Here is a 25,995-nt window from a genome sequence, read left to right as displayed (position 1 = left end):
GGCAAAATGGTTTGGCGGCGAAAAACACCCGATGTGGTCAAAGTTATCCACAGGGTCTCCAGATATTGTATCCGGGTTCAGGTGTTGCGTGAAGCTGCGCCCTCAACCTCAAGCCATGAAACGAAAAAGGCCGACCCGAAGGCCGGCCCCTTTGCGAGGTATCCTGATGCTCAGTTGGCCTGACGGCGCAGGAAGGCGGGGATTTCCACCCGTTCCTGATCCGGGTCGGCCTGCTGCTCGGGCTCACGCGCCGGGCGTGCCTGCGGCTCATGGCGCGGTTCCTGTTGCGAGGCTTGCTCGGCGCCCCCGGTCATCCGGTTGATGAGCGAGTTGATCCCGAAGCGCGGACGATCGCCCCCACCACCCTGCGGCGGCTGCGGTGCGGCCCGGCCTTCGCCGCTGCGCGAGCGGGTCACGGCCGCTTCCAGCCGTGCGAGCGTATCGGCCGAAGGCTGTCCCGGCTGCGGCGACTTGGGTGCCACGAACTGCGACACGCCTTCCTGCGGACGGGCCTGCGGGCGCGGCTGCGGCGCGGGCTGCGGAGCCGGTTCGGCGCGCTGCGAGGATTGGAACACGGGGGCCGGCACATCGTCGCCAGCCTCTTCGGCCGGGAAGATGTTCTCGACCTGCTCTTCCGCGGCTGCGGCGGTCGGGTCGATCTCTTCGTCGAAGAACGACGCCTGCGGTTCGTTGCCGTCGGTCGAGTATTCGCTGGAATAATCCTGCTCATACCCCTGATCGGCGGCGGTTTCCGGCTGCCCGTGCTGGAAGCTGGGCGCGTCGTGGCCGAAGGAATGCTCGACCTCGGCCGGGGAATGCAGCGGCTCGGCCAGCGAGCGGCGCGGCAGCGGAATGTCGGCGTGGGATTCGGTGGCGTCGATGCCGGTGGCGACCACGGAAACGCGCATCTGGCCTTCCATGTCCGTGTCCAGCGTGGAGCCAACGATGATGTTGGCGTCCGGGTCCACCTCTTCGCGAATGCGGTTCGCCGCCTCGTCGAGTTCGAAGAGCGTCAGGTCGTAGCCGCCGGTGATGTTAATGAGAACGCCCCGGGCACCCTTGAGGCTGATCTCGTCGAGCAGCGGGTTCGCTATAGCCTTTTCGGCGGCCTGAATGGCACGATCGTCACCCTCGGCTTCGCCGGTGCCCATCATGGCCTTGCCCATCTCGTCCATCACCGCGCGCACGTCGGCGAAGTCGAGGTTGATGAGACCCGGACGGACCATGAGGTCGGTCACGCCCTTGACACCCTGATAAAGCACGTCGTCGGCCATCGAGAAGGCTTCGGTGAACGTGGTCTTTTCGTTGGCGAGGCGGAACAGGTTCTGGTTCGGAATGATGATGAGCGTGTCGACCATCTTTTGCAGCGCGTCCACGCCGTCCTCGGCTTGGCGCATCCGCTTGGCGCCTTCGAACTGGAACGGCTTGGTCACGACGCCGACGGTCAGAACGCCAAGCTCACGCGCGGCCTGTGCGATGATCGGGGCCGCCCCGGTGCCGGTGCCGCCGCCCATCCCGGCAGTGATGAAGCACATATGCGCGCCTGCGAGGTGATCGACGATCTGTTCGATCGACTCTTCCGCCGCCGCTGCGCCGACCGTGGCCCGCGCGCCTGCGCCAAGACCCTCGGTCACCTTCACGCCCATCTGGATGCGGGCCTGCGATTTCGACTGTGCCAGCGCCTGCGCGTCGGTATTCGCCACGACGAATTCGACCCCTTCCAGCGCCTTGTCGATCATGTTGTTGACCGCATTGCCGCCAGCGCCACCGACGCCAAATACGGTGATGCGGGGCTTGAGGTCGTCCTGACCCGGCATGGTGAGGTTCAATGTCATGATCTTTCCGCCTGTCCTTTTCGACTTGTCGTCCTGAGACCTGTCTTATCCGTTGGCCTGTCCAGTTCAGTCCCGGTTTTGGCCGGGCTCTTTCCGATCTGTGCCGGTTATCTGCCTATTTCCCATCAGCTTAACCGTATCCATGACACAGGTCACGCAAAAAACACAAAAAAGCCCCTAAATCCGGTGGATTACCGGGCTTTAGCGGCGAGATTTCGCGTCTCGGGGCATATCTGGTGTCTTGTCGACGGACTCACCCCCGGTCCACGCCCCACCGCTCGTGCGACTGCACCATTGGTGGGCGCGGCAATCAAGGGGATTCCGTGGAAGGCGGCGGTAACTCGCCTGACCCTCAGGGGCTTGCGTGGGGGTCCGGCCCCCTCACCAGTTGTCCTTGAACCATTTGACCGCCCAGCGGAGCGAGCGGGCCGGATAGCTTTCGGCGGGAATGTCGAAGTCCCACCACTCGTCCTGCGGCGAGGCCGCGAACAGGCACAGGCCCACGGCGCTGGCGAAGGCCGCGCCGGTCGCGGCCTGCGGCAACCCCTGCACTCTGAGCGGGCGTCCGATGCGCACCTGCTGGCCCAAGATACGCGGTGCGAGGGTGTCGAGGCCGGGGATCTGGCTCGCCCCGCCCGTCAGCACGATCTGCTGGCTGGGCAGATGATCGAACCCGGCGGCATCCAGACGCGCACGCACCTCTTCGAGAATTTCCTCGACCCGCGGTTTCATGATCCCGATGAGTTCGGACCGGCTCACGGTGCGCCGGTCGTGCTCCCAATCGCCGGTGTCCCCGCCGATCTCGATCATCTCGCGGTCGTCCATGCCGGTGGCGAAAACGCCGCCGTAAAAGGTCTTGATCCGCTCGGCCGTCGCCATCGGGATCTGAAGCCCCTTGGAGATGTCCGAGGTCACGTGATCGCCGCCCAGCCGCACGCTGTCGGCGTAGATCATGTGTTTCTTCATGAAGATCGACACCCCGGTCGACCCGCCGCCCATATCGATGCAGGCCGCCCCAAGCTCCTGCTCGTCCTCGACCAGCGAAGCGAGGCCGGCGGTGTAGCTGGACGAGGCCAGCCCAGCGAGCTCCAGATCGCAGCGTTTGATGCAATAGGCCACGTTGCGCACGGTGGCCGCGTCGATGGTCAGCAGGTGCATGTCGACGGCGAGCGTCTTGCCGACCTGTTCGCGCGGGTCGGAGAGGCCCGAGCGGTGGTCGAGCGCGAAGTTCACCGGCTGGGCATGGATCACCTCCCGCCCCTCGCCGAAATCCGGCACATCGCAGGAGGCCATGACGCGGGCGATATCGTCCTCGGTGACGGCGGTGCCCGCCACGTCCACCTCGCCCGCCACGCCGTAGCTGCGGGGATTGGCGCCCGAAAAGGTGACGATCACGTGGTCGACCCGCATGTTGGCCATCTTCTGCGCGGCCTGAATGGCGGTGCGGATCGCGCGTTCGGTTTCCTGCATCGCGTCAATCTCGCCAAAGCGCACACCGCGCGAACGCGTGGTGGCCGCCCCGATGACCCGAAAGCCGGACTGCCCCGCAAGCGATCCGACCCCGTCGTTCGCCGCCACCCGATCGTTCCCGTCGAACCTGAGCACAAGGCATCCGATCTTGGACGTGCCGATGTCCAGAATGGCGATCACGCCGCGCTGCATCGCGGTTTTTCGCATGGCGCGCATGGCACGCTGCTGTTCGTAGAGCTCCGTCATTTATCGTTCTCCGTTGTCGAGGCTCCGGATGCGCCGAAGCTCCTCGACCGCTGGCTGGGTCATGCGAAGCGTCGGACGCGCGGGGTTGCGCATGTCGATATGGGTCAGGTCACGCGCCAGAACGTCCTGCGCTTCGTCGAGCGCGAGCACCTGTTCCAGCGCGGCGATGGGGGCGATTTCCGGCAGCATTATGCGCTGATCGGGTTCGAGCACGAGGTCCCAGCGCCGTTCGCCCACCCGGACGAGGCCGCGCAGGCGGGGCGCGATAGGGCCTGCCGCCTCAAGGATGGCCCGCGCCTCGGCGACCGCCGCGCCCGCGCCGGGACCGACGATAAGCGGCAGATCGGGGCGCGACCCGCGATCCTTGAGCGAGGCGACGCGATGTCCGGTGGCGTCCAGCATGTCGATCCCGCTCGCATGGCGCCAGATGATGACCGGCGTCCGCTCGGTCACGGCCACCTCGAGCACCCCGCCGGGACGAATGCGCAGGGCCACGTCCTGCACCACGTCGAAGGCGGAGATCTGGGCCTGAAGGGCTTCGAGATCGAGGTCGAAAGAGGACACCGGGAACTCGACCGCCACGATGTCGCGGATCGCGTGGTCGAGCACGGGCGAGGCCCCCTCGACCGCCATGAGTTTCACCGCGAACTCGGGGCGCGTTTCGACCGAACGGCGGATTTCGCTGACGGTCTCGACGATGGCGAAGCGGTTGGTGGGGTTCGAGATATACCAGCCCGCCGCGAACAGCAGGATGAAGCTCGGCAAACCGACCCGCAGCATCGCGCGGTAGACCGGGGTCAGCCAGATGCGGTGAATGCGATAGGCCCAGCGCGACGGCGCCGGATCACGTTTCACCGATTGCGTGTGCGGGGCGCCCCGGTTCGCGATCAGCGATTGCATGAGGCGTCCTCCACCATCCAGCGCACGAGCGCGCCGAAGGTGATCCCCACGGTCGCCGCCTGTTCGGGCGTCAGCGACGTGGGCGTCATCCCCGGCTGGGTGTTCTGTTCGAGCAGGATCAGACCGTCTAGCCCTTTGTCCTCATCCCAGCGGAAATCGGACCGCGACACACCACGGCATCCCAGTGCGTCATGGGCGCGCACGGCATAGTCCAGACAAGCCGCCGTGATCTGGTCGGGCAACTTGGCCGGCACCTCGTGGCGCGACCCGCCGGGCTTGTATTTGGCGTCGTAGTCATACCAGCCGTCGGTCACGATCTCGGTCACGGCCAGCGCGCGGTCGCCCATGACGGTGACGGTCAGTTCACGACCGGGCACGTATTTTTCCACCATCAGCGTGTCGGGCATGTCGACGGCCAGTTTCGGCGGCGTGTTCGCCCCTTCGGCCACGATATAGACCCCCACGGACGACCCTTCGTTATATGGCTTCACCACATAGGGCGGCTCCATCACGTGACGCCCCTCGATCTCGTCCTTGCTGGCCAGACGGCTTTCGGCGATGGGCAGCCCGGCCTGGCTGAACACCTCTTTCGAGCGCTCCTTGTCCATGGCGAGCGCCGAGGACAGGACGCCGGAATGGGTGTAGGGAATCCTGAGCCATTCGAGCAGGCCCTGAACCCGGCCATCTTCGCCGAACTGGCCATGCAGGGCGTTGAAAACGACGTCGGGGGCGATCTCGGACAGGCGCGCGCAAAGGTCGGGGCCGGCATCCAGCTCGACCACCTCGTATCCTTCACCCCGCAGCGCGGCGGCACATTCACGCCCTGAACTGAGCGACACCTCCCGCTCTGCGGAAGGACCACCCTTCAATACCACGACTTTGGGGCTTTGCCTGCTCGCACTGCCCAAGGTCTGCCTCTCGTGACGGTCTTTTGCGACCGTTCTGATCTGCTTTTATTTGAAAGCGGGTTCTCCGACCCGCATGATTTCCCACTCTAGCGTCAGGCCGCTGGTTTCGTAAACCTTTTTCCGAACCTCTTCTCCCAAAGATTCAAGGTCCTGCGCGGTGGCCCCACCGGTGTTGGTCAGGAAATTCGAGTGTTTCATGTTCATTTGCGCACCGCCGATCACGGCCCCGCGCATCCCGGCGTCGTCGATCACCTTCCACGCCTTCAACTCGTGCGTGTCGTCTTCGCGTCCCGTCGACGAAAAGCCCGCCGGATTACGGAACGTCGAGCCTGCGGTGCGGTCCTTGGTCGGCTGGGTTTCGTCGCGTTTGGCAAGCTGCGCCTCCATCCGCGCGGCAAGCTCTTCCGGCGCGCCCTCGCCGCCCCGAAGCGTGGCCGAGGTCAGGATCATGCCCTCGGGCACGTCGCTCTGGCGGTAGCGGAAGTTCAGATCCTCGGACATTAGCGTCACCACCTCGCCCGACCGGGTGATAGCACGCGCCGACTGGAACACGTCCCCCGTATAGCTGCCGTAACATCCCGCGTTCATGCGCACCGCACCGCCGATGGTGCCGGGGATCGTGCGCAGAAAGGTCAGGTCGACGCCCGCCTCCGCCGCCTTGCGCGCCACATGCGCGTCGAGCGCGGCGGCGCCTGCGGTCACCGTGGTGCCCTGGATGTCGATCCCGTTGAAACCGCGGCCGAGCCGCACCACCACGCCGCGAATACCGCCATCGCGCACGATCAGGTTCGAGCCGACGCCCATGGGAAACACCGGAACGGACGGGTCGAGGTCGCGCAGAAAGGCGGCGAGGTCGTCTTCGTCCGCTGGCTGGAACAACCAGTCCGCAGGTCCGCCCACGCGCATCCATGTGAGCGAGGCGAGGTCGCGGTTTTCGGTCAGGGTGCCGCGGGTTTCGGGAAGCGTGCGTGTCATGGCCACCGGGTAGCGCGCGGATCAGGCCGGGGCAAGGTTTCGCATTGCGCTTTGGCGCAATCCGGCCCGTGTGGGGGCAGCGCCATAGCCGCTCGGACCAATGGCGCGAAACTGGCGATCCCCGCTCCCGCGAGGGTTTCGCCCCGGTCAGATGTGGTCGGGGATTTCCAGCTTTTCGCCGCGCATCATGGCCGGGATCGCTTTGAACCCGTTGCGAAACAGCGAGACGAAGGCGAAGATCCCCACCGCCGTCCAGATCCAGCCGTTCTGGTAGCCGATCCAGCCCAGAAGCGCGAAGGCGGACAGGCCGAGGATCGTGCCGGGGATGATCTGCTGCCGGATCGGCAGGAACGCGATCAGCGAGGCGGCGAGCACCCAGAGGCATCCGGCGATCAGGGAAACGGTCATGGCAGGGCTCCTGTCGAATTCATGCGATCCGGGCAGTCTGTTCGCGGAACCGGGCAAAACTGGGGCGATAGCGGGCCAATGTTTCGGCCCCCGCTCAGGGCAGAAACGCCTGCACGTTGGCCACGAAAAGCGCGAGCGCGCCGAGGATGCCAAGCCACGGCACGATCACCGGCACCGAGAACGGTGACGGGGTTTTCTGCCGCTTCACCCCGATCAGGGCGGCGTTCACGATGGTGAAGACGACGAGCAGCGCGAGGGTCGTGTATTCGGCAAGAAGCGCGACCGGCAGCATGGCCGCCGCCGCGATGGTGGCCGCGCCCGTGACGATGGTGGCAAGAACCGGGGTGCCGAACCGAGGATTGGCCCGGTGAAAGATCGCGAGGCCACGCGAGCGTCGCCCGAGACCGAAGAACACGCGCGACGCCATGACCACTTGGGCCAGCACACCGTTCAGCGCCGCCGCGACGGCGATGGAAGACAAAAAGGCGGCGTGCTGCCCGGTGGCGGCGGACCAGACCAGCGCAAGGGGGCGCTCGGACCCAGAAAGGGCCTCGAGCGGGACGGCGCGGACGGCGGCGAGCGTGACGAGCGCGTAGAGCACCGAAGTGATCGCGAGCGACCACAGGATCGCGCGCGGCATCTGGCGGGCAGGGTCACGCGCCTCTTCGGCCATGTTCACGAGGTCGTCGAAACCGAGAAAGGCGAAAAACGCGAAGATCGACGCGGCCATGACCCCCGGCAGATGGAGCGCCGTCGGCGCGGCCCAGTCCGATGTCGGGGCCGCCGTGAACCCCGCCCAGACGACCAGCGCGAGGCCTCCGACTTCGACCGCCGTCAGGATCGCGGCAAAGGACAGGCTCTCGACCACGCCGAGCACCGCGATCAGTGTCAGCAGCCCACCGAGCGCGACGATGGCCATGAGCGGATCGACCGGCAGGAGCGCGGTGAGGTATCCGACCCCGCCGCGCAGGACCGCCGCGCCGCCGATGATCCCGGCGGCGATATTGATAAGGCCGACCAGCACGGCGAGCCAATGGGCGCGCAGACCATGCTCGACATAGGCGCTGTCGCCCGCGGCTTCGGGAATGCGCGACGACAGCTCGGCGAAGGACAGCGCCGAAGGCACGGCGACGATCCCGGCCAGCAGAAACGCGAGCGGCGCCCAGACCCCGGCCTCGCCCGCCGCATGGCCGACCAGCACGTAGATACCGGCGCCGACCATGATGCCGACCCCGTAGGCCGTCAAAAGCCCGGTGCCCAATCGTTTGGGAAGAGTGTCCGTCGTGTCCGTCATCGCCAGACGACGATGCCGCCAGCGTCTTTCGGGGGCAAGTCAGCCGATGGACAGATGCAGGCCGATCGTGTCGTCCTTGAAGCCCAGCTTGCGATAAAAACCTTCGGCATTTAAAGACTTGGGCGAAAGCAGCGATATATCCGCGCAGTTCTTGGACTTGGCCTTGTCGATCGCCTTTTGCATGACGGCGGCGGCGAAACCACGGGCGCGGAAATCGGGAAGCGTTACCACGTTCTCGATCCGCGCAAGGGGACGGCCGCCGAAGGTCAGATTCGGCAGGATCGACAGCATCGCGGTCGATACGATCCGCCCTTCGCATTCCGCACCGAACAGCGAGGTGCCCGGCATGGCGAGGATTTCATAAAGGATCGCCTCGCCCTCGGCCCCGTCCGGCACGGGTTTGCCGCCGCTGTAATGCGTCAGAAGCTCGCGCAGGTCGGGAAAATCGTAGCGCGACAGTTCCCGCACGCGGGGTTTGGCCTCGATCGTCATGGCATCCTCCCTGATGTGGCGCGCAGGGTCCGCTTTTCGCAAAGCCGGGTCAAGGTCTGGCGGTCAATGCCCGAAGCTGTTGGCGTCCAGCATGTCCGGGTCGGGGCGGTCGAGCCCGTTCAAAGCCGCCATGTCCGACTCGGTCAGGGCGAAGCCGAAAACGTCGAGGTTCTGGGCCTGCCGCTCAGGGTCCGCCGACTTCGGGGCCGGAACGAAACCCGACTGGACCTGCCAGCGCAGCACGATCTGGGCCGGTGTCTTGCCATGCGCCTCGGCGATCCGGGTGATCGCGGGGTCCGCGAGCATCTCGCCCGCGCGACCGATGGGCGACCAGCTTTCGGTCACGATCCCCTTTGCGGCATGGATCGCCGTGATGTCGGGACGCAGGTGATAGGGGTCGAGCTGGATTTGGTTCACATGCGGCACGAAGCCCGCCGCGAACAGGTCGTTCAGGTGATGCGGCAGGAAGTTCGAGGTGCCGATGGCACGCACGAGGCCCGCGTCGAGGAGCCTTGTCAGCCCCTCGAAAGCCTCGACATATGTGCCTTGGTCCGGGTTCGGCCAGTGGATCAGGAACAGGTCGATGTAGTCCAGACCGAGCCGTTCGAGGCTCGCCTCGCAGGCCCGCCGCGCCCCGTCGACGCTGTGCCATTGCTTGTTCATCTTGGTGGTGAGGAAGACCTCGTCGCGCGCGACGCCCGCATCGCGGATGCCCTGCCCGACGCCGGTTTCGTTCTTGTAATTCTCGGCCGTGTCGATCAGGCGGTAACCCGTCTCGATGGCCGTCGCGACGGCTTTCGCGGCTTCGTCATCGGTCATCGGCCATGTGCCAAGGCCCAGTTGCGGCATCTCGACACCGTTTGCGAGCGTGACGGTGGGGGCTGGGTCGATACGGGTCATGCGAAACTCCGAAGATTGTGGGCGGTCGTATGCTGTCATTGCGGGGGGCGGACCGGGGGCCGCGCCGCCGCACAGGGTCTAGGCGGGAACCTTCGTAAGCTTGGCCTCCAGCCCCCGCGCCCATGTGCTGATCGTCCCGGCCCCCAGGCAGACGACGATATCGCCCGGCTCGGCCTCGGCGCGCACGAGGGCGGCGAGATCTTCTTCGGTATCGACCGCATAGGCATGGCGGTGGCCGTGGGCGGTGAGCCCCCGGACCAGATCGTCACGGGTCGCGCCGGGGATCGGATCTTCGCCCGCCGCGTAGACTTCGGAAATGCCGACCACGTCGGCCTCGTTGAAACAGGTGCAGAAGTCGTCGAACAGGCTGTGCAGGCGCGAATAACGGTGCGGCTGGTGCACGGCGATCACCCGGCCCTTCACGGCTTGGCGCGCGGCTTTGAGGACGGCGGCGATTTCGACCGGGTGGTGGCCGTAGTCGTCGATGATCGGCACGTCGTTCCACATGCCGACGCGGGTAAACCGGCGGTTGACGCCCCCGAACTTGGCCAGCGCCTCGCGGATTTCGGCGAATTTCATGCCGAGGTGACGCGACACCGCGACGGCGGCGAGCGCGTTGGACACGTTGTGATCGCCCGGCATCGGCAGGGTGCAGCCGTCGATCCGCCCGTCGGGCAGCACGATGTCGAAATGCGCGATTCCGGCGTCATAGGTCAGGTTCACCGCCCGCACGTCCGCCTGCGCGTTGAAGCCGAAGGTCACGACCCGGCGGTCGGTGATCTTGCCCACCAGCGTCTGCACGTCGGCGTCGTCGGTGCAGCACACGGCCAGACCGTAGAACGGGATGTTCGACACGAAGTCGTAAAACCCCTTGTGCAGCGCCTCTTCGGTGCCCCAGTGATCCATATGCTCGGGGTCGATGTTCGTGACGATGGCGATGGTCGCGGGCAGGCGGTTGAAGGTGCCGTCGCTTTCGTCCGCCTCGACCACCATCCACTCGCCCTGCCCCATCCGGGCGTTCGAGCCGTAGGCGTGGATGATACCGCCGTTGATGACGGTCGGGTCGATGCCGCCCGCCACCAGCAGTTCCGCGACCAGCGTCGTGGTCGTCGTCTTGCCGTGGGTGCCCGCCACCGCGATGTTCGACTTGAGCCGCATGAGCTCGGCCAGCATCTCGGCCCGGCGCACGACAGGCAAGCCACGGGCGCGCGCGGTGTCGAGTTCCGGGTTGCCCGGCTTGATCGCAGAGGAAATCACGACGACCTCGGCGTTTTCGAGGTTCTCGGCACGCTGACCAATGAAAATCTCGGCGCCCAGCGAGGCGAGGCGTTCGGTGATCGGCGAGGCTTTCAGGTCGGAGCCCTGCACCCGGTAGCCATGGTTCAGAAGCACTTCGGCGATGCCCGACATGCCGATTCCGCCGATCCCGACGAAGTGGATCGCCCCCATCTCGGTGGGGAGTTTCGTCGCCGCTGCGTTCATCGCCTGTCCCTTTCTCGTTGTGCGCGGCGGCGTTCAGGCCGCCTGTTTCCGGACAGAACCCTGTCCGTCAGCCAGCAGTTCCACCAACCGCGCGAGGCTTTCGGCAGCCTCGGGTTTGCCCGTCGACAGACTGGCCCGCGCCATCTGCATGGCCGCCTCGGGATTGTCCAGCACACTGGCGACCTGTTCCGACAACATGGCGGGTTCCAGCTTGCTTTCCGGGATACGGATCGCGCCGCCCGCGTCGACCAGCCCCTGCGCGTTGGCGGTCTGGTGGTCGCCGGTGGCGAACGGATAGGGGATCAGGATCGCGGGGCGCCCGATGACCGAAATGTCGGCGACCGAGGAAGCGCCGGAGCGGCTGATGACAAGCTGGCTTTCCGCGATCCGGCGCGGAACGTCGGAAAAGAACGGCTTCACATCGGCGCGGATACCCTGCGCGTCGTAGAAGTCGCGCACCCGCGCCTCGTCCTCGTCGCGCGCCTGATGCGAAACGGTGAGTTGTTCGCGGATATGATCGGGGAGCGCGGCGAGCGCAGCGGGCACGTTGTCCGACAGCGCGCGCGCGCCTTGCGAGCCACCGATGACCAGCACAGACATCGGGTAATCGCCGGGCGGGATATAGCCCGCCCCCGCACGTTCCAGCACCGCCCCGCGCACCGGGTTCCCGACATGGACGGCTTCGACGCCCTCGGGGATCGGCCGGGTCGGCCAGGTGCCGCAGGCGAGCACGTTCACGCGTTTCGAGAAGATCGCGTTGACCTTGCCCATCACCCCGTTCTGCTCGTGAATCATGCGCGGCACGCGAAGAACCGTGGCCGCCGCAAGTGCAGGAATACTGGGATATCCGCCGAATCCGACCACCACATCTGGCCGATCCGTAAGTGTACGTACCAAAGCCCCCAGTATGCCGCCCGCGACGCGGAACGGCACGGCGAGTTTCGCCAGGGCGCCGCCGCGTGCGAAGGTGGCCGAAGCCCGCTCTTCGATCTGCACCGCATCGGGGAATCCGCCCGCGTAGCGCGCGCCTCGTGCATCCGTTGAAAGTTTCACACGCCACCCGCGCGCCAGCATGGTCTCGGCCAGTGCCTGCGCGGGGAACATATGTCCGCCCGTCCCGCCCGCTGCGATCACCAGCAGCGGTGTCTTGTCCGTCATCCGTGGCCTCTCTGCCTGAGGAAGTCTTCGATCTTGCCCTGGGGGCGGGTCCGCGTGAATGCGATCAGCATCCCTGCGGCGATCCCCGTCGCGATCAGCGACGAGCCCCCGTAGCTCACGAAAGGTAGCGTCATGCCCTTTGCGGGCAAGAGGCGGACGGCCACACCCATGTTGATGAGCGCCTGAACGCCGAACATGGCCGCCAGTCCGGTGCCCGCGAGCCGGATGAAGGGGTCGCGTTCGTTGATGAGACGCAGGAACGAGCGCACGACGACGGTGGCATAGAGCGCGATGATGAGCATGACGAGGACGAGGCCGTATTCCTCGGCGGCGACGGCGATGATGAAATCGGTATGCGCGTCGGGAAGCGACCATTTCACCTGCCCCTCACCCACGCCGACACCGAAGAACCCGCCTTCGCGGATCGCGTTGGTGGCATAACCAAGCTGGGTGGTCGGATCGACCTCGGGGTTGAGGAACCCGTCGATCCGGCGCGCGAAGTGCTGCGAGTTTTCGTAGAACACGAAGCCTGCGGCGACCACCACGGCAGCCGCCCCGACGATCAGGATGTAGGGCGCACCGGCGAGGAAATACATGACCCCCCAGCCGAACAGGATCAGCGCGGACTGACCGAAGTCAGGCTGCATCGCCAGAAAGCCCACGATGACGAGCGTCAGGACCAGCGACATGGTCTTGCCCGGCGGGCCCTGAATTTCCTGACTGGCCGACATGAGCCATGCGATCACCACGACATAGACCGGCTTCATGAATTCCGACGGCTGGAACGAGGCGAAGCCCAGCGAATACCAGCGCACCGCGCCCTTGCCGAAATCGGTGCCGAAGAACGGAAGCGCCACGATGGCGGCGAAGGCCGCGAGAAACCCAAGCACGCCCAGCCGTCGCACCATCTGCGGCGACATCATGGTGGTCGCGAACATCACGATGAAGGCGAGAAAGCCGAACATGAGCTGTCGTTCGACGTAATAGAACGGGTCCAGCCCGTTGCGCTGTGCCAGCGGCGGCGAGGCCGCGAGGCCCAGCAGAATGCCGATCGCGAACAGCAAGAGAATGCAGGAAACCGACCATTTGTCGATCGTACGCCACCAGCGGGGAAGGATCGGATCCTTCGCCTGACGTGGTGCGACGCCATAAACCATCTCGGTCATGATGAACCGCCCGATACTGCCTCAAGGTGCCCGGTTTTCCGGGTCTGTCTTCACTCTAGCGCCAAAAGCCTGTGCTGCATAGGTCCGGCGCGCGCGCGAACCGCTCAAAATGGCGGCTGCTTGGCCCGCCGCGATGCCGCGCGGTTCATGCCCAGCTTGCGTTCGCGCCAGATGATGAGGATGCCCGCCGCGATCACGATGGCGGCCCCGAGCAGCGTCGTGCGCGTTGGCACCTCGTCGAAGAAGATCATGCCAAGGGCCGTGGCGAAGAAGATCGAGGCATAGTCGAAGGGGGCGATCACGCTGGCGGGGGCATAGCGGTAGGACGACGACAGCATCCCCTGCCCGACCCCGCCGACAAGCCCGGTCAGGATGAGCAGCGCGGCATCCATGCCGCCGGGGACGACCCAGCCGAACGGCAGCGTGAGAAGCGCGTAGAGGGTCGATGAGAACGAGAAATACAGCGCGACCGTGGCCGGACGCTCGGTCGCCACCAAACGGCGCACCTGCACCTGCGCAAGGGCCGCCGCGACGGCGGATACGATCATGATGAGCGCGCCGAGGGATTCGGCCCCGCCCGCCTCGCCAAACCCGCTCAGCCGTGGATAGAGCACGACCAGCACCCCGACGAGGCCGATCAGAACCGCCGACATCCGAAAGAGCCGGATGCGCTCGCCCAAAAGGATGGCCGCCAGAATGGTGATGAACAAGGGCGTCGCGTATTGCAGCGCCGTCACCTCGGGCAGCGGCAGGAGCGTAAGCGCGGTGAACATCAGGCCCATCGCGGTCGTGCCGATGAAACCGCGCCACATATGCCCGAAGGGCCGCGACGTGCGCACCCCTTCGTGCAACTGGCCGACATAGGCCAGCCAGCCGATCATGATCGGAATTGCGAAGAACGAGCGGAAGAACACGACCTCGCCGGTCGGCACGCGCCCCTCGGTGCCCTTGATGAGCGCGCCCATGATCGTGAAGCACAGCACCGCACCGATCTTGAGCGAAATCCCGAAGCCGGTTCGTTGCCGTTCTTCAGTCAAGCGCGGCTTTCACGCGGGCGATGAAATCCTCGCCCCGCTTTTCGAAACTGTCGTACTGATCGAAACTCGCCGCCGCCGGGGCGAGCAGCACGGTGTCGCCGGACTGCGCGTCGGCCATGGCGGCGGCCACGGCCGCCTCCATCGTCGTGCAGACCTGCGCCTCGACCGCGCCGAGGTCACGCGCGAAGGCTTCCGCCTCGCGCCCGATGACATAGGCTTTGGCGACGTTGGGCAGCCCCTCGGCCAGCCCCGACAGGCCGCCCTCTTTCTGAAGGCCGCCGACGATCCAACGAATGTTCCTGAAGGCGAGAAGCGCCATCAGGGCGGCATCCACATTGGTCGCCTTTGAGTCGTTCACGTAGCGCACGCCCCCCGCCTCGGCCACCAGTTGCGAACGGTGCGGCAGGCCCGCGAAGGAATGGAACGCCTGTTCGATGACCTTGGGCGACAGGCCCAGCGTGCGGCAGACCGCATAGGCACAGCAGGCATTCTGATGGTTATGCGTGCCCGGCAGGCTCGCGATGGTGCGCAGGTCGATGGACCCGACCTGCTTGCCTTTGCGCGTCTCCGACAGGAACCCCTTGCGGGCATAGACCAGCCAGCCCGGCCCGGTGAGCTTCTCGTCGACCGACACGCGGATCACCCGGTCGTCGCCCGGCCCCATCGCCAGTTGACCGGCGAGGAAAAGCCCCTCGGGCTCGTCCACGCCGACGACCGCGCGATCCGGCCCGCCCTCGGCGAACAGGCGGCGTTTGGCGGCGAAGTAGCCCCCCGGCCCGCCATGACGGTCAAGATGGTCCGGCGACAGGTTGGTGAACACCGCCACGTCGGGGGTGAGCGCGCGCGCAAGATCGGTCTGATAGCTGGACAGCTCCAGCACGATCACCTCGCCATCGATCGGCGGTTCGATGTCGAGCACCCCGCGCCCGATGTTGCCCGCAAGCTGCGCGGGTTTCCCGGCCACCTTCAGGATGTGATGGATCAGCGCCGAGGTCGTGGATTTCCCGTTCGATCCGGTGACGGCGACCACGCGCGGCGGCTGGTCCATCTCGTCCCAGGCGCCCGACCCGAGCGAGCGGAAGAACAGCCCGATGTCGTTATCGACCGGGATGCCCGCCTTGTAGGCCCGCGCGATGTGTTTGTTCGTCTCGGGATAGAGATGCGGGATACCGGGGCTGGTGATGAGCGCGGCGACACCCTCGAACGCCTCGCGGCGGCCGAGATCGTGCAGGGTCAGCCCCGCCGCTTCGGCCCGCGCCCGTGCCTCGGCCCCGTCGTCCCAACACAACGGGATCGCCCCCCCGGCCTGCAGCGCCCGCGCGGTGGCGAGCCCGGATCGGCCAAGGCCCAGCACGGCGACCTTTTCGCCTTCGTATCCGTGGACGGGGATCATGGAACGCTCCTTCGTGACGCGATCTTGGTAACGCGGCCGGTGAGGGTTGACCAGTGGCCCCAAGCGCCGCGCAGGTTTTCGCGAAAATTCGCAACGATGTTCCCGGAAATTCCACATTTCAGCCGTCTGGGAACCAATCTTTTTCGCAACACTCAAAGCCGTATTTTGTGTTTCCAGTGCTGCGGAGTGACGAATGGGAGCGAGCAATACGCCGCTTTACGATCTCGTCGAGTTGTCGAGCCTCGGCGAAAACCGGACCTTCACCACGGCGCCGGGTGGTGACGGCGACATCATCGGTTACGTCGACAACGCGACCTATACCGACGACGAAAACAACAACTCCGCCACCCAGATCACGGAGATCAACGAAACACAGGACGCCGATGCCGGACGGCTGTTCATCGATGGCGTCGAGTATTCTATCCAGATCGTTACGCCTTCGAGCACGTCGAACCCGGTCACCGTCACTTACGACGGTGGCGCGACGCGAAACCTCGTCGGTGACGACGGCACTTCGCAGGTCGCGTTCATCGTGGCCACGCCTCTGGGCGGTGGCAGCGACCGTTATTTCATGGCGTTCGACGACGGCGCCGGGGACATGCCGGGCATCACGTCGGTCCAGACCCGAGGGCTCGACTGGGACCCGGCGGGCGACGACGTCAAGATCGACCTCGATCAGAACAACAACGTCGCGGTGTGCTTCGCGGCCGGCACGTCCATCGACACGCCCACCGGCCCGCGCCCCGTCGAAACCATCGCGGTGGGCGATCTGGTCGTCACTCTGGATCATGGTCCGCGACCCGTCCTCTGGGTCGGGCACAAGACGCTCCCGCTCGACAACGCCATGCGGCGCAAACGCAATGCGCCCGTGCGGTTCAAACGCGGCGCGTTCGGCGCCGGAATGCCCGAGCGCGACCTGATCGTGTCGCCGCATCACCGGATGTTCGTGGCCTCGCGCATCGCCGGTCGCATGTTCGGCTGCGCCGAAATCCTCGTTCCGGCCAAGAAGCTCGTCGGGCTTCCGGGCGTGGACCGGCTCAAGGGCCTGCCCGAGGTGACCTATTGCCACCTCTTCCTCGGAACGCATGAAATCGTCCGTGCCGATGGGGCCTATGCCGAAACGCTTCTGATCGAAGCCGAGGCGCGTGACGTGTTGGAGCAGACCGCGCAGGACGCGCTCCTCCCCCTTGGGGACGGGCTGTCACGGCCCGCGCGCCCGATCATCGAAAAGGGTCCGCTCGTCAAGGAACTGATCCGGCGGCATCAGAAGAACCTGAAGCCCCTGGTCGATACCGGATTGGTCGAGCCGCACGCGGACGCGACGCGAACCGCCCCGCCCCTGCGTCTGGTCTCCTAGCGCAGCTTCAGCGTCGCCAGCCCCACCAGCGCGAGGATCAGCGAAATGATCCAGAACCGGATCACGATCTGAGGTTCGGCCCAGCCGCGTTTTTCGAAATGGTGATGGATCGGCGCCATCAGGAACACCCGTTTCCCGGTGCGCTTGAAATAGAGCACCTGAATGATGACCGAAAGCGCCTCGACCACGAACAGACCGCCGACGATGCCCAGCACCAGTTCATGCTTCATCGACACGGCGATGGCGCCGAGCGCGCCACCGAGCGCGAGCGATCCGGTGTCGCCCATGAACACGGCGGCGGGCGGCGCGTTGTACCACAGAAAGCCCAGTCCGCCGCCGATCAACCCCGCCGCGAAGACCAGCAACTCCCCCGTGCCGGGCACGTAGTGCACGTCGAGATACTCGGTAAAGTCGACCCGGCCCACGGCATAGGCGATGGCGCCCAGCGTGCCCGCAGCGATCATCACCGGCATGATCGCCAGCCCGTCCAGACCGTCGGTCAGGTTCACGGCATTCGCGGCCCCGACCATGACGAAGGCCGCCACCGGCAGGAAGAACAGGCCGAGGTTCAGAAGCAGATCCTTGAACACCGGAAAGGCAAGTTGGCCGGTCAGTTCCGCCGGATGCAGCGTCATGATGACGTAGGACGCCGCCAGCGCGATGACCCCTTCAAGCGTCAGGCGCAACTTGCCCGACAGACCCGAATAATTGTCGTTCTTGGCGATCTTGGAATAGTCGTCGGCGAACCCGATCAGCCCGTAACTCAGCGTCACACCGAGCACGACAAGAACGAAACCATTGTCGAGCCGCGCCCAGAGCAGCGTCGAGACCGTGATCGCGCCGAGAATAAGCGCCCCGCCCATCGTCGGCGTCCCGGCCTTGGTCAGCACATGCCCCTCGGGCCCGTCCGCGCGGATCGGTTGCCCGTTTTTCTGGCGCCGTTTCAACAGGTTGATGAGCGGGCGACCGAACAGAAATCCGAAGATCAGCGCCGTGAAGAACGCCGCGCCCGCGCGAAACGTGATGTAGCGAAACAGGTTGAAAAAGTCGCCACCGTCGGACAGTTCGGCCAACCAGTAAAGCATGTCTCGCGTCCCTTGTTCTTAAGCGTCTTGCGGATGGCCCAGTTTTCGGATGGCGTCAACCACGCGCGAGACGCGGCTGCCCTTCGAGCCCTTCACCAGCAGAACATCGCCGGCGTCGATGAGGTTGTGGGCCTCGGCGGCCAGATCCTCGGCCTTTTCAGACCAGCGCCCCTGTTTTTCGGCGGGCAGCGCCGCCCAGAGGTGATGCATCAGCGGCCCGGCGCAATGCACCTGGTCGATGGCGTCGAGGTGGTCGAGGTCGGCAAGGCCCGCGTGAAGCGCGGCCTCGTCCGGCCCCAGTTCCAGCATATCGCCCAGCACGGCGACCCGCCGACCGCGCGCGATGCGGCCGTGTCCGTGGGCGGGCTTGGTGGCGGCCAGCACCTCGAGCGCGGCGGCCATCGACGTGGGGTTCGCGTTGAAGGCATCGTCGATCAGCGTGACTCCTTCGCGCTCGACCGGGTCGAGTTGGACGAATTCACGGGTGCCGCGCCCGGCGGGCGGGGTCCAGAAGGTCAGATCGCGGGCGGCCAGCGTCACGTCGCCTCCCAGCGCACGCACCGCGCCAAGCACCGCCACCGCGTTCATCGCGAAGTGGCGCCCCGGCGTGGCGAGACGCACCAGATGCGTGACCTCGCCCACCTCGATCTGGGCCACGGTCGCGGTGTCCGTCAGGTCGAGGTGGGTGAGTTGCAGCGTATTGGCCGCACCCAGCCCGAAGGTCTCGACCCGGCCCGCGCGTTTGTCGGCTTCGGCTAGAAGGATCGTGGTGGTGTCGATCTCACCCGGCAGGATCGCGACGCCCGCAGGCTCCAACCCCTCGTAGATCGCGGCCTTTTCCCGCGCGATGCCTTCCACATTTTCGAACGCTTCAAGGTGGACGGCGGCGACGGTGGTGATGAGCGCGACATGCGGGCGGGCAAGTCGGGTCAACGGTGCAATCTCGCCCGGATGGTTCATCCCGATCTCGATCACGGCGAAATCCGTCTCGCGCGGCATCCGGGCCAGCGTCAGGGGCACGCCCCAGTGGTTGTTGTAACTTGCCTCGGCCGCGTGGCATCGCGCCTGCCGGTCAAGAATGGTGGCCAGCATTTCCTTGGTCGAGGTCTTGCCGACCGACCCGGTGATCGCCACGACCCGCGCCTGCGTGCGCGCCCGCCCGGCCGCGCCCAGACGTTCGAGAGCAGGCAGAACGTCCTCCACCACGAGCAGAGGATCGGTTGTGCGCACGCCCTCGGGGATGCGCGAAACCATGGCGGCCCCTGCCCCCTTGGCGAGTGCGTCTTTCACGAAGTCATGCCCGTCGCGCACGTCCGCCAGCGCCACGAACAGGTCGCCGGGCTGCAAAGTCCGGGTGTCGATCGAAACCCCAGACACGGTCCAGTCGGTCGTGGCATTGCCCCCGGTGGCGGCAGCCGCCTCGGCGGCGGTCCACAGGTTCATGCGAGACGCCCTTCCAGCGCCGCGACGGCCACGCTGGCCTGTTCGGCATCGTCGAAGGGCAACACGTCGTCACCGACGATCTGCCCGGTCTCATGCCCCTTGCCCGCGATCAGAAGCGCGTCGCCCGGGTCGAGCATGTCGACGCCGCGCAGGATCGCCTCGGCCCGGTCGCCGTATTCGTTGGCGTCGGGGCAGCCTTCGAGCACCATCGCCCGGATCGCGGCCGGGTCTTCGGTGCGGGGATTGTCGTCTGTGACGATCACCACATCGGCATAATCCGCCGCCGCCTTGCCCATCAGTTTGCGCTTCGTCGTGTCCCGGTCGCCGCCCGCGCCGAACACGACGACGAGCTTGCCCATGACATGCGGGCGCAGGGCTTCGAGCGCGGTGGCGAGCGCGTCGGGCGTATGCGCGTAATCGACGAAGATCGCGGCACCGTTGTCCCGCTTGGCGGCCAGTTGCATCCGGCCCCGGACCGTGGTGAGCGCCGGGAAGGTGGCGAACACCTCATCCGGGTCGCTGCCCGACGCGATGGCGAGGCCAGCGGCGACAAGCACGTTTTCCGCCTGAAACCCGCCGATCAGGTCAAGCTGCACGGTCTGCGGGCGCCCGTTGTAGAGAAAGCGGATCTGCTGGCCGGTCATGTGATAGCGTTGCGAGGTCAATTGCAGGGTGCAATCCTCGGTCCGCCCGATGGAAATGACCTCCTGCCCGCGCTCCTGCGCGATCTCCTCCAGCTCGCGACCGCGCGGGTCGTCGACGTTCAGCACCGCCACACCGTCATCGGGCAGCACACGGTTGAACAGCCGGGCCTTGGCACGGAAGTAGTCGTCGAAACTGGCGTGGTAGTCGAGGTGATCCTGCGTGAAGTTCGTGAACCCCGCCGCCGCCAGATGCACGCCTTCGAGCCGTCGCTGGTCGAGCCCGTGGGAGGATGCCTCCATCGCGGCATGTGTCACGCCGGCCTGCGACATCTCGGCCAGCAGGCGGTGCAGCGTGATCGGTTCCGGTGTGGTGTGGGGCGACGGCGCGGCAAAGGCGCCCTCAACCCCGGTGGTGCCGATGTTGGCAGCCATCAAGCCCAGTTCCGTCCAGATCTGGCGCGTGAAGCTTGCGACCGAGGTCTTGCCGTTGGTGCCGGTGACGGCGACCATCACTTCGGGTTGCGCCCCGAACCAGAGGGCCGCGGCATAGGCCAGCGCCGCGCGCGGGTCTTCGGTCACGATAAGCGCGGTCTTGGACGCGGCCAGTTCGTCGGCCGCGATCCGCGCGCCTTCGCGGTCGGTCAGGATCGCGGCGGCTTCCATGCGCAGAGCGTATTGGATGAATTCCCCGCCGTGCAGCTTGGACCCCGGCAGCGCGGCGAAAAGATGCCCCGGCTTGACGGTCCGGCTGTCTACGGAAAGCCCTGTGATTTCAACGTCCTGCCCACCCTTGGCCCGAAGACCGAGTGCCGAGAGCGGTAGCGTTTTCTGCGGTGCCATGATCCCCCCGGATGCGGCGTCAGTTCGCCGTGAGTGTTACACCCAACGGGCCGGGCTGTTCAATCTCGGGCTTGAGACCCAGAAGCGGCGCGACGCGGCGTATGATCTCGGCGGCGACCGGAACGGCGGTGAAGCCCGCCGTGCGCCGCGCCTCGTTCAGGATCGTCACCACCGGCTCGTCCAGCGTGACGATCAGGATGTATTTCGGATCGTTCGTGGGAAACACGCTGGCGAAGGTCGCGATGACCTTGTCGTCGTAATAGCCCCCGCGCGGCTTGGGCTTGTCGGCGGTCCCGGTCTTGCCGCCGACCTGATAGCCCGCGACCTCGGCGAAGGACGCCGTGCCGTGGTCGGACGCCACCACCTGCCGCAGCATGTCGCGCGCGACGGCCGATGTCCGTTCGCTCACCACGCGCGGGCCGGGCGCGACCGGCCCGGTGCGCACCAGCGTCGGCGTGACGCGCGTGCCGCCGTTGAGAAGCGAGGCATAGGCGGTGGCAAGGTGGAGCGGCGAGGCAGACAGGCCGTGACCATAGGAGATCGTCATGGTCGACAGTTCCGACCAGTTCGAGGGCAGCAAGGGCTGGCTCCCCGAGGCTTCGGTCAACTGGATCGCGGTCGGCTTGGTGAAGCCCAGTCGGTCGAGGAATTCGCGCTGGTTCGCGGCCCCGATCTGCTGGGCAAGCCGCGCCGTTCCGATGTTCGAGCTGCGCACGATCACGTCGCTGACCGTCAGTTCAGCGCCGTAGTCGTGGAAATCGTTGATCCGGTGCTTGCCCCACCTGATCGGCCCGCGCGTGTTTATCATGGTGTTCGGGTTCACCAGACCCATCTCGAGCGCCTGAGCGGCCGCGAAGATCTTGAAGGTCGAGCCGAGTTCATAGACGCCCTGCACCGCCCGGTTGAAAAGCGGGCTTTCGGAGGGGTCGAACCCCGTCGTCAGCGGGCTGGGGCGGTCGTTCGGGTCGAAATCGGGCAGCGAGGCGAGCGAGATGATCTCGCCGGTATGTGCATCCATCAGGATCGCCGCCGCGCCCTTGGCATTCATCACGGTCATGCCGCCCGCCAGCACGCGCTCCACCGCCGCCTGAATGGTCAGGTCGAGCGTCAGCATCAGCGGCTCGCCCGCGCGGGCTGGGTCGGACAGACGGTCGTTGAACGCGCTTTCGATGCCAGCGACGCCGATCAGTTCGGCGGCCTGCACCGCCTGTTCGCCGTAGCGTGCGCCGCCCATGACATGCGCGGCGACCGGGCCGTTCGGGTAGAGACGCATTTCGCGCGGGCCAAACAACAGCCCCGGCTCGCCGATATCGTGCACCGCCTGCTTCTGCTCCGGGCTGATCTGCGGCTTGATCCACAGGAATTTGCGCGGCCCGGTGAAAAGCGCGAGCAGCTTGTCCTCTTCCAGATCGGGGAAGATCCTGGCCAGTTCCGCCGCCGCGTGCGCGGGCTCGACCATATTGGGCGGCTCGGCATAAAGCGCGTGGGTGACGAAATTCGTCGCCATCAGCCGCCCCTGTCGGTCGACGATGTCGGCGCGGGTCTGGGAAATCTGGGCGCCCGGCGCATAGGCGCGCGGTTCGGACGGAACCGAGGACGAAAGCATCCCCATCCGCACCCCAACGGTCACGAAGGCGCAAAAGAACATCGCGGCCAGCACCAAAAGGCGGCCTTCGGCCCGCAGACGGGCCCGGTCGCGCATTTCCTCATGCCGACGCTGCTTGTTCTCGCGCTCGATGGCATCGGGATCGCCGCCGTGTGCGCGGGCTTCGAGGATGCGCGCCAAGGGGCGCAGCGGCACGCGGGTCATGGGAAATCCTCCCCCTCGGGCGAGGGATCGATGGTGCCGACGAGGTTGCCCTGCACGTCGATCGAGTCGTCCGACGACAGGAAGGGGAACGCGTCTTCCTGCGGATAGGCGATCTGGTCGACCTTGCCGAACTGCTCCGGCATCAGGGGCAGAAGCCCAAGGCGGTCATAGTTCATCTCGGCCAGATCGCGCAGGCGGTCTGGCCGGTTGAGATAGGCCCATTCGGCCCGCAGAACGACCAGCTTTTCGCGCATCTGCCCGATTTCGCGTTGCAGGTCTTCGACCTCGTCCAGCGCGTGCTGGGTCTTGTAGTTCTCGACATAGGCCCAGTAGCCCAGACCCATGACGGCCAGTGTGGCAAGGACGTAGAAAGCGGAACGCATCATGTCTCAGCCTCGGAACGCGGGCGCAGGAAGGCCCAGTTTGGAACGGTCGGTGCGCTCGGCGGGCGCGTCGGTGCGGGTCGCGACACGCAGGCGCGACGAGCGCGCGCGGGGGTTTTCGGCCAGCTCCTCCTCATCCGGCGCGATGGCGCGGCGCGGCGTCAGGTCGAAGCGCGGGGTGTGATCCTCGGCGGCGGGCGCGTAGCGCGAACCGCCCCCACCCGTTGAGGCGGCGAGTTGCAGGAAGCGTTTCACGACCCGGTCTTCGAGCGAATGAAAGGTGACGACGGCCAGTTTGCCACCGGGCTTCAACGCGCGCTCGGCAGCCTCCAGCCCCTCGGCCAGTTGCCCGAATTCGTCGTTCACCGCGATGCGGATCGCCTGAAAGCTGCGGGTCGCCGGATGGCTTTGGCCGGGCTTCGGGCGAGGCAGACATTTCTCAACGGTTTCCGCAAGTTGCGCGGTGGTCTTGAAGCTTTCCGCCTCGCGCGCGCGGACGATCTGACGGGCGATGCGGCGCGATGCACGCTCTTCCCCGTAATGATAGAGAATGTCGGCGAGCTCTTCTTCCGGCGCCTCGTTCACGAGGTCCGCGGCCGTCGGCCCTTCCTGGCTCATGCGCATGTCGAGCGGCCCGTCGCGCATGAAAGAAAAACCGCGCTCGGCGAGATCGAGTTGCATCGATGAGACGCCAAGGTCGAGCACGACACCGTCGACAGGGTCGCCCGCGATTTCGTCCATGTCCGAAAACGTGCCCCGCTCCAGCCGGATACGACCGTCGTAGTCCGCCAGCCAGCCCTCGGCCATCTCATGCGCCAGCGGGTCGCGGTCGATGCCGATCACGGTCTCCGCCCCCGCTTCGACCAGCCCGCGCGCATAACTCCCCGCCCCGAACGTGCCGTCGATCCAGACACCCGACACCGGCGCGACCGTTTCGAGCAGAGGTCTGAGGAGGACCGGGATATGCGGGCTGGGTCTGGCGGCGGCAGCGACCATCATAGATCGATCCCGTCGAGAAGCTCGGCCACATCCATGTCGGGCGGCAGCTCTTCGAGCGCCGAAGTCTGATCCTCGGCGAACTCGGCGAACTTGTCGGGATGCCAGATCTGGAAAGTGTCGCCCGCGGCCACGAACTCGGCCTCGCCGGTCAGGCCGATCCGGTCGCGCAGCTTCTGCGACAAAACGATCCGGCCCGTGTCGTCGACCGACATCTTCTGCGAGCCCTGGAAGTAGACGAATTCAAGGATCTTGCGGTTCTTCGACCCGCGCGGCATCGCCTTGATCTTGGTGATGACCTCGTCCATCGCCTCGACCGTGAAACATTCGAGGTAATCGCGGCGCGTGTCACCGAAAACGATATAGAACTGAGGGGGAAGACCTTCGGTCCAGTTGGGATCGCAGTCGGACAGGACCGAACGGAAACCGGACGGGATCGAGACCCGCCCTTTCGCGTCAACCTTGTGACGCCCACCGTTCAGAAACACTTCGGCCACTGTCCGCGGCTCCTATCTGCCCTTCGCCGTCTTCGTCCGCCAGAAACGAAAACGACGGATTGAGCTGCTGCCACTGCCCAATCCGCCGCCCTCGTCCCATCTCTGGGTTCGCCCGATCGCGTGCGCCACCTGGGGGGATGTCTGCTCGCGTACGCGTCGGATCTCTCAATTCCGAAGAGGCGGGGTGCCTGTATGAAACCTGACTTGGGAGATGTTTCAGGGGTTCTTTGTCGCCCCGTTATGTTCCCGTCTCTTCGATGATTTAGGGATGCCATGGGATTACATGGGAAACAACCCCTTTTTATGGAACTGCGCCACCAGATGTTGTTTCGCGGACCTGCAAAACGCAAGATTTCGTAGATCAAAGAGAGAACAAAACCCCGGATTTAGCGAGTTCACGAAAGCGCGAACACCAAATGTAGTCAGGGCGATTTTTTTGAGATTTTTTCGGGTTTTTCCGCGTCCCGCACCACGAAATCCCGGGAACCGGCAGTCTGATGCCGAGAATTCAGCCTCGAATCAAGGATGAATCGGCCAAAAATTGCAAAAATCGAACATCCCGCGTCGGTGATTTGGCGTGAGTACCATGAAATCCCGTCCGACCTGCCGATTTCAGCATCGGGACCATGAAATACCATGGCCGGGCCAGTCAGCCCTCGTAGGCGGCCCTGAGTGCGGCGATGTCGATCTTGGTCATGCCCATCATCGCCTCGGTGGCGCGGCGTGCGCCTTCAGGGTCAGGTCCACCGACATAACGCGGAAGGTCCTTGGGCACGATCTGCCAACTGATGCCGAACCTGTCCACGCACCAGGCGCAGCGGCTTTCCGCCCCGCCATCCGACGTGAGCGCGGCCCAGAGGCGGTCGGTTTCATCCTGATCTTCGGTGGTGACCGTGATCGACGCCGCCGGGCTGGCCGTGAACGTCGGTCCGCCGTTCAGCGCCTGATAGGGCACGCCCGCGAGATGGAAATTCACCATGAGCGGCGCGCCGGATTGCGTGCGGCCCATTTCGCCCGTCACGTCGGAGCCGGGAATGAGCGAGACATAAAAGGCCGCGGCCTCATGGCCGTTGCCGTCATACCAAAGGCAGGTCCGGACGTTCGACATGCGCGCCTCCCCCAGACAGGGAACCCGCCCCGACCCGTCCGGTCAACCGATTCCGCGCTGGATCAGGTCCGCCGCCAAGGCGCGATAGGCCTCGCCCACCGCACCTTCGGTCAGGGCGACGGGCTTGCCCGCATCCCCGGCCAGCCGCACGTCGAGCGACAGGGGCAG

General features: G+C 65.9%; 23 protein-coding genes. 1 reads left to right on the top strand and 22 read right to left on the bottom strand.

The features are described from left to right. Nucleotides 1-170: 170 nt before the first annotated feature. The 14 genes from ftsZ to murD all read right to left on the bottom strand — a co-directional run bounded on the left by ftsZ (nucleotide 171) and on the right by murD (nucleotide 15,664). Nucleotides 171-1,835, bottom strand: coding sequence for a cell division protein FtsZ (gene ftsZ, locus RB2654_RS01155; RefSeq protein ID WP_008327766.1), 1,665 nt, complete (start codon nucleotides 1,833-1,835; stop codon nucleotides 171-173). Between the two features lie 381 nt (nucleotides 1,836-2,216). Next, on the bottom strand, nucleotides 2,217-3,551 hold the full coding sequence (gene ftsA / locus RB2654_RS01150) for a cell division protein FtsA (protein ID WP_008327760.1): 1,335 nt from the start codon (nucleotides 3,549-3,551) through the stop codon (nucleotides 2,217-2,219). Then, nucleotides 3,552-4,451: a cell division protein FtsQ/DivIB gene (locus tag RB2654_RS01145; RefSeq protein WP_008327757.1), complete on the bottom strand. Its 900-nt coding sequence runs from the start codon at nucleotides 4,449-4,451 to the stop codon at nucleotides 3,552-3,554. Beyond that, on the bottom strand, nucleotides 4,439-5,359 hold the full coding sequence (locus RB2654_RS01140) for a D-alanine--D-alanine ligase (protein ID WP_050771924.1): 921 nt from the start codon (nucleotides 5,357-5,359) through the stop codon (nucleotides 4,439-4,441). The genes RB2654_RS01145 and RB2654_RS01140 overlap by 13 nt, the downstream gene beginning before the upstream one ends. Nucleotides 5,360-5,404: 45 nt before the next feature. Beyond that, nucleotides 5,405-6,334 carry a UDP-N-acetylmuramate dehydrogenase gene (murB, locus tag RB2654_RS01135; RefSeq protein ID WP_008327753.1) on the bottom strand — a complete coding sequence of 310 codons (930 nt, stop codon included), beginning with the start codon at nucleotides 6,332-6,334 and terminating at the stop codon, nucleotides 5,405-5,407. A gap of 147 nt (nucleotides 6,335-6,481) precedes the next feature. Continuing rightward, complete coding sequence (locus RB2654_RS01130) at nucleotides 6,482-6,742, bottom strand: DUF2484 family protein (protein ID WP_008327751.1); 261 nt, start codon at nucleotides 6,740-6,742, stop codon at nucleotides 6,482-6,484. 94 nt (nucleotides 6,743-6,836) lie between these two features. Beyond that, complete coding sequence (locus RB2654_RS01125) at nucleotides 6,837-8,036, bottom strand: APC family permease (RefSeq protein WP_008327749.1); 1,200 nt, start codon at nucleotides 8,034-8,036, stop codon at nucleotides 6,837-6,839. Nucleotides 8,037-8,075: 39 nt separating this feature from the next. Then, a complete protein-coding gene (locus tag RB2654_RS01120; protein WP_008327748.1) occupies nucleotides 8,076-8,528 on the bottom strand; it encodes a GNAT family N-acetyltransferase in 453 nt (150 codons plus the stop codon). 63 nt (nucleotides 8,529-8,591) lie between these two features. Further along, on the bottom strand, nucleotides 8,592-9,428 hold the full coding sequence (locus RB2654_RS01115) for an aldo/keto reductase (protein WP_008327746.1): 837 nt from the start codon (nucleotides 9,426-9,428) through the stop codon (nucleotides 8,592-8,594). A 78-nt stretch (nucleotides 9,429-9,506) separates the two neighbouring features. Continuing rightward, the gene (gene murC, locus RB2654_RS01110; RefSeq protein ID WP_008327744.1) at nucleotides 9,507-10,910 is read right to left on the bottom strand and encodes a UDP-N-acetylmuramate--L-alanine ligase; all 1,404 of its coding nucleotides are present in this window, start codon (nucleotides 10,908-10,910) and stop codon (nucleotides 9,507-9,509) included. Between the two features lie 33 nt (nucleotides 10,911-10,943). Next, nucleotides 10,944-12,068: a UDP-N-acetylglucosamine--N-acetylmuramyl-(pentapeptide) pyrophosphoryl-undecaprenol N-acetylglucosamine transferase gene (locus tag RB2654_RS01105; RefSeq protein ID WP_008327742.1), complete on the bottom strand. Its 1,125-nt coding sequence runs from the start codon at nucleotides 12,066-12,068 to the stop codon at nucleotides 10,944-10,946. Next, nucleotides 12,065-13,234, bottom strand: coding sequence for a putative lipid II flippase FtsW (gene ftsW, locus RB2654_RS01100; protein ID WP_008327741.1), 1,170 nt, complete (start codon nucleotides 13,232-13,234; stop codon nucleotides 12,065-12,067). The genes RB2654_RS01105 and ftsW overlap by 4 nt, the downstream gene beginning before the upstream one ends. Before the next feature lie 104 nt (nucleotides 13,235-13,338). After that, nucleotides 13,339-14,271, bottom strand: coding sequence for a DMT family transporter (locus RB2654_RS01095; RefSeq protein WP_008327739.1), 933 nt, complete (start codon nucleotides 14,269-14,271; stop codon nucleotides 13,339-13,341). Further along, a complete protein-coding gene (murD, locus tag RB2654_RS01090) occupies nucleotides 14,264-15,664 on the bottom strand; it encodes a UDP-N-acetylmuramoyl-L-alanine--D-glutamate ligase (RefSeq protein WP_008327738.1) in 1,401 nt (466 codons plus the stop codon). The genes RB2654_RS01095 and murD overlap by 8 nt, the downstream gene beginning before the upstream one ends. Before the next feature lie 193 nt (nucleotides 15,665-15,857). On the opposite strand from murD, the gene RB2654_RS22190 reads away from it, so the two are divergent. Beyond that, nucleotides 15,858-17,021, top strand: coding sequence for a Hint domain-containing protein (locus RB2654_RS22190; RefSeq protein ID WP_008327736.1), 1,164 nt, complete (start codon nucleotides 15,858-15,860; stop codon nucleotides 17,019-17,021). On the opposite strand, the gene mraY is transcribed toward RB2654_RS22190, so the two are convergent. The 8 genes from mraY to RB2654_RS01045 all read right to left on the bottom strand — a co-directional run bounded on the left by mraY (nucleotide 17,018) and on the right by RB2654_RS01045 (nucleotide 25,827). Then, nucleotides 17,018-18,106 carry a phospho-N-acetylmuramoyl-pentapeptide-transferase gene (gene mraY / locus RB2654_RS01080; protein ID WP_008327734.1) on the bottom strand — a complete coding sequence of 363 codons (1,089 nt, stop codon included), beginning with the start codon at nucleotides 18,104-18,106 and terminating at the stop codon, nucleotides 17,018-17,020. The genes RB2654_RS22190 and mraY overlap by 4 nt on opposite strands. 18 nt (nucleotides 18,107-18,124) lie before the next feature. Then, entirely contained in the window at nucleotides 18,125-19,549 is a 1,425-nt protein-coding gene (locus tag RB2654_RS01075) for a UDP-N-acetylmuramoyl-tripeptide--D-alanyl-D-alanine ligase (RefSeq protein ID WP_008327732.1), read from the bottom strand. Then, entirely contained in the window at nucleotides 19,546-21,033 is a 1,488-nt protein-coding gene (locus tag RB2654_RS01070; RefSeq protein WP_008327722.1) for a UDP-N-acetylmuramoyl-L-alanyl-D-glutamate--2,6-diaminopimelate ligase, read from the bottom strand. The genes RB2654_RS01075 and RB2654_RS01070 overlap by 4 nt, the downstream gene beginning before the upstream one ends. 19 nt (nucleotides 21,034-21,052) lie before the next feature. Then, the gene (locus RB2654_RS01065) at nucleotides 21,053-22,843 is read right to left on the bottom strand and encodes a peptidoglycan D,D-transpeptidase FtsI family protein (protein ID WP_008327721.1); all 1,791 of its coding nucleotides are present in this window, start codon (nucleotides 22,841-22,843) and stop codon (nucleotides 21,053-21,055) included. Next, the gene (gene ftsL / locus RB2654_RS01060; RefSeq protein ID WP_040885354.1) at nucleotides 22,840-23,226 is read right to left on the bottom strand and encodes a cell division protein FtsL; all 387 of its coding nucleotides are present in this window, start codon (nucleotides 23,224-23,226) and stop codon (nucleotides 22,840-22,842) included. Before ftsL ends, RB2654_RS01065 begins: the two co-directional genes overlap by 4 nt. A 6-nt stretch (nucleotides 23,227-23,232) precedes the next feature. After that, on the bottom strand, nucleotides 23,233-24,222 hold the full coding sequence (gene rsmH, locus RB2654_RS01055) for a 16S rRNA (cytosine(1402)-N(4))-methyltransferase RsmH (protein ID WP_040885353.1): 990 nt from the start codon (nucleotides 24,220-24,222) through the stop codon (nucleotides 23,233-23,235). Then, entirely contained in the window at nucleotides 24,222-24,719 is a 498-nt protein-coding gene (mraZ, locus tag RB2654_RS01050; RefSeq protein WP_008327718.1) for a division/cell wall cluster transcriptional repressor MraZ, read from the bottom strand. The genes rsmH and mraZ overlap by 1 nt, the downstream gene beginning before the upstream one ends. Before the next feature lie 649 nt (nucleotides 24,720-25,368). Further along, nucleotides 25,369-25,827: a VOC family protein gene (locus RB2654_RS01045; RefSeq protein ID WP_008327717.1), complete on the bottom strand. Its 459-nt coding sequence runs from the start codon at nucleotides 25,825-25,827 to the stop codon at nucleotides 25,369-25,371. Nucleotides 25,828-25,995 lie beyond the last annotated feature (168 nt).

Source organism: Maritimibacter alkaliphilus HTCC2654 (genome assembly GCF_000152805.1).
Lineage (GTDB): Bacteria > Pseudomonadota > Alphaproteobacteria > Rhodobacterales > Rhodobacteraceae > Maritimibacter > Maritimibacter alkaliphilus.
Note: the sequence above shows the minus strand (reverse complement) of the source record. Positions and strands in the feature narration are given on the sequence as shown.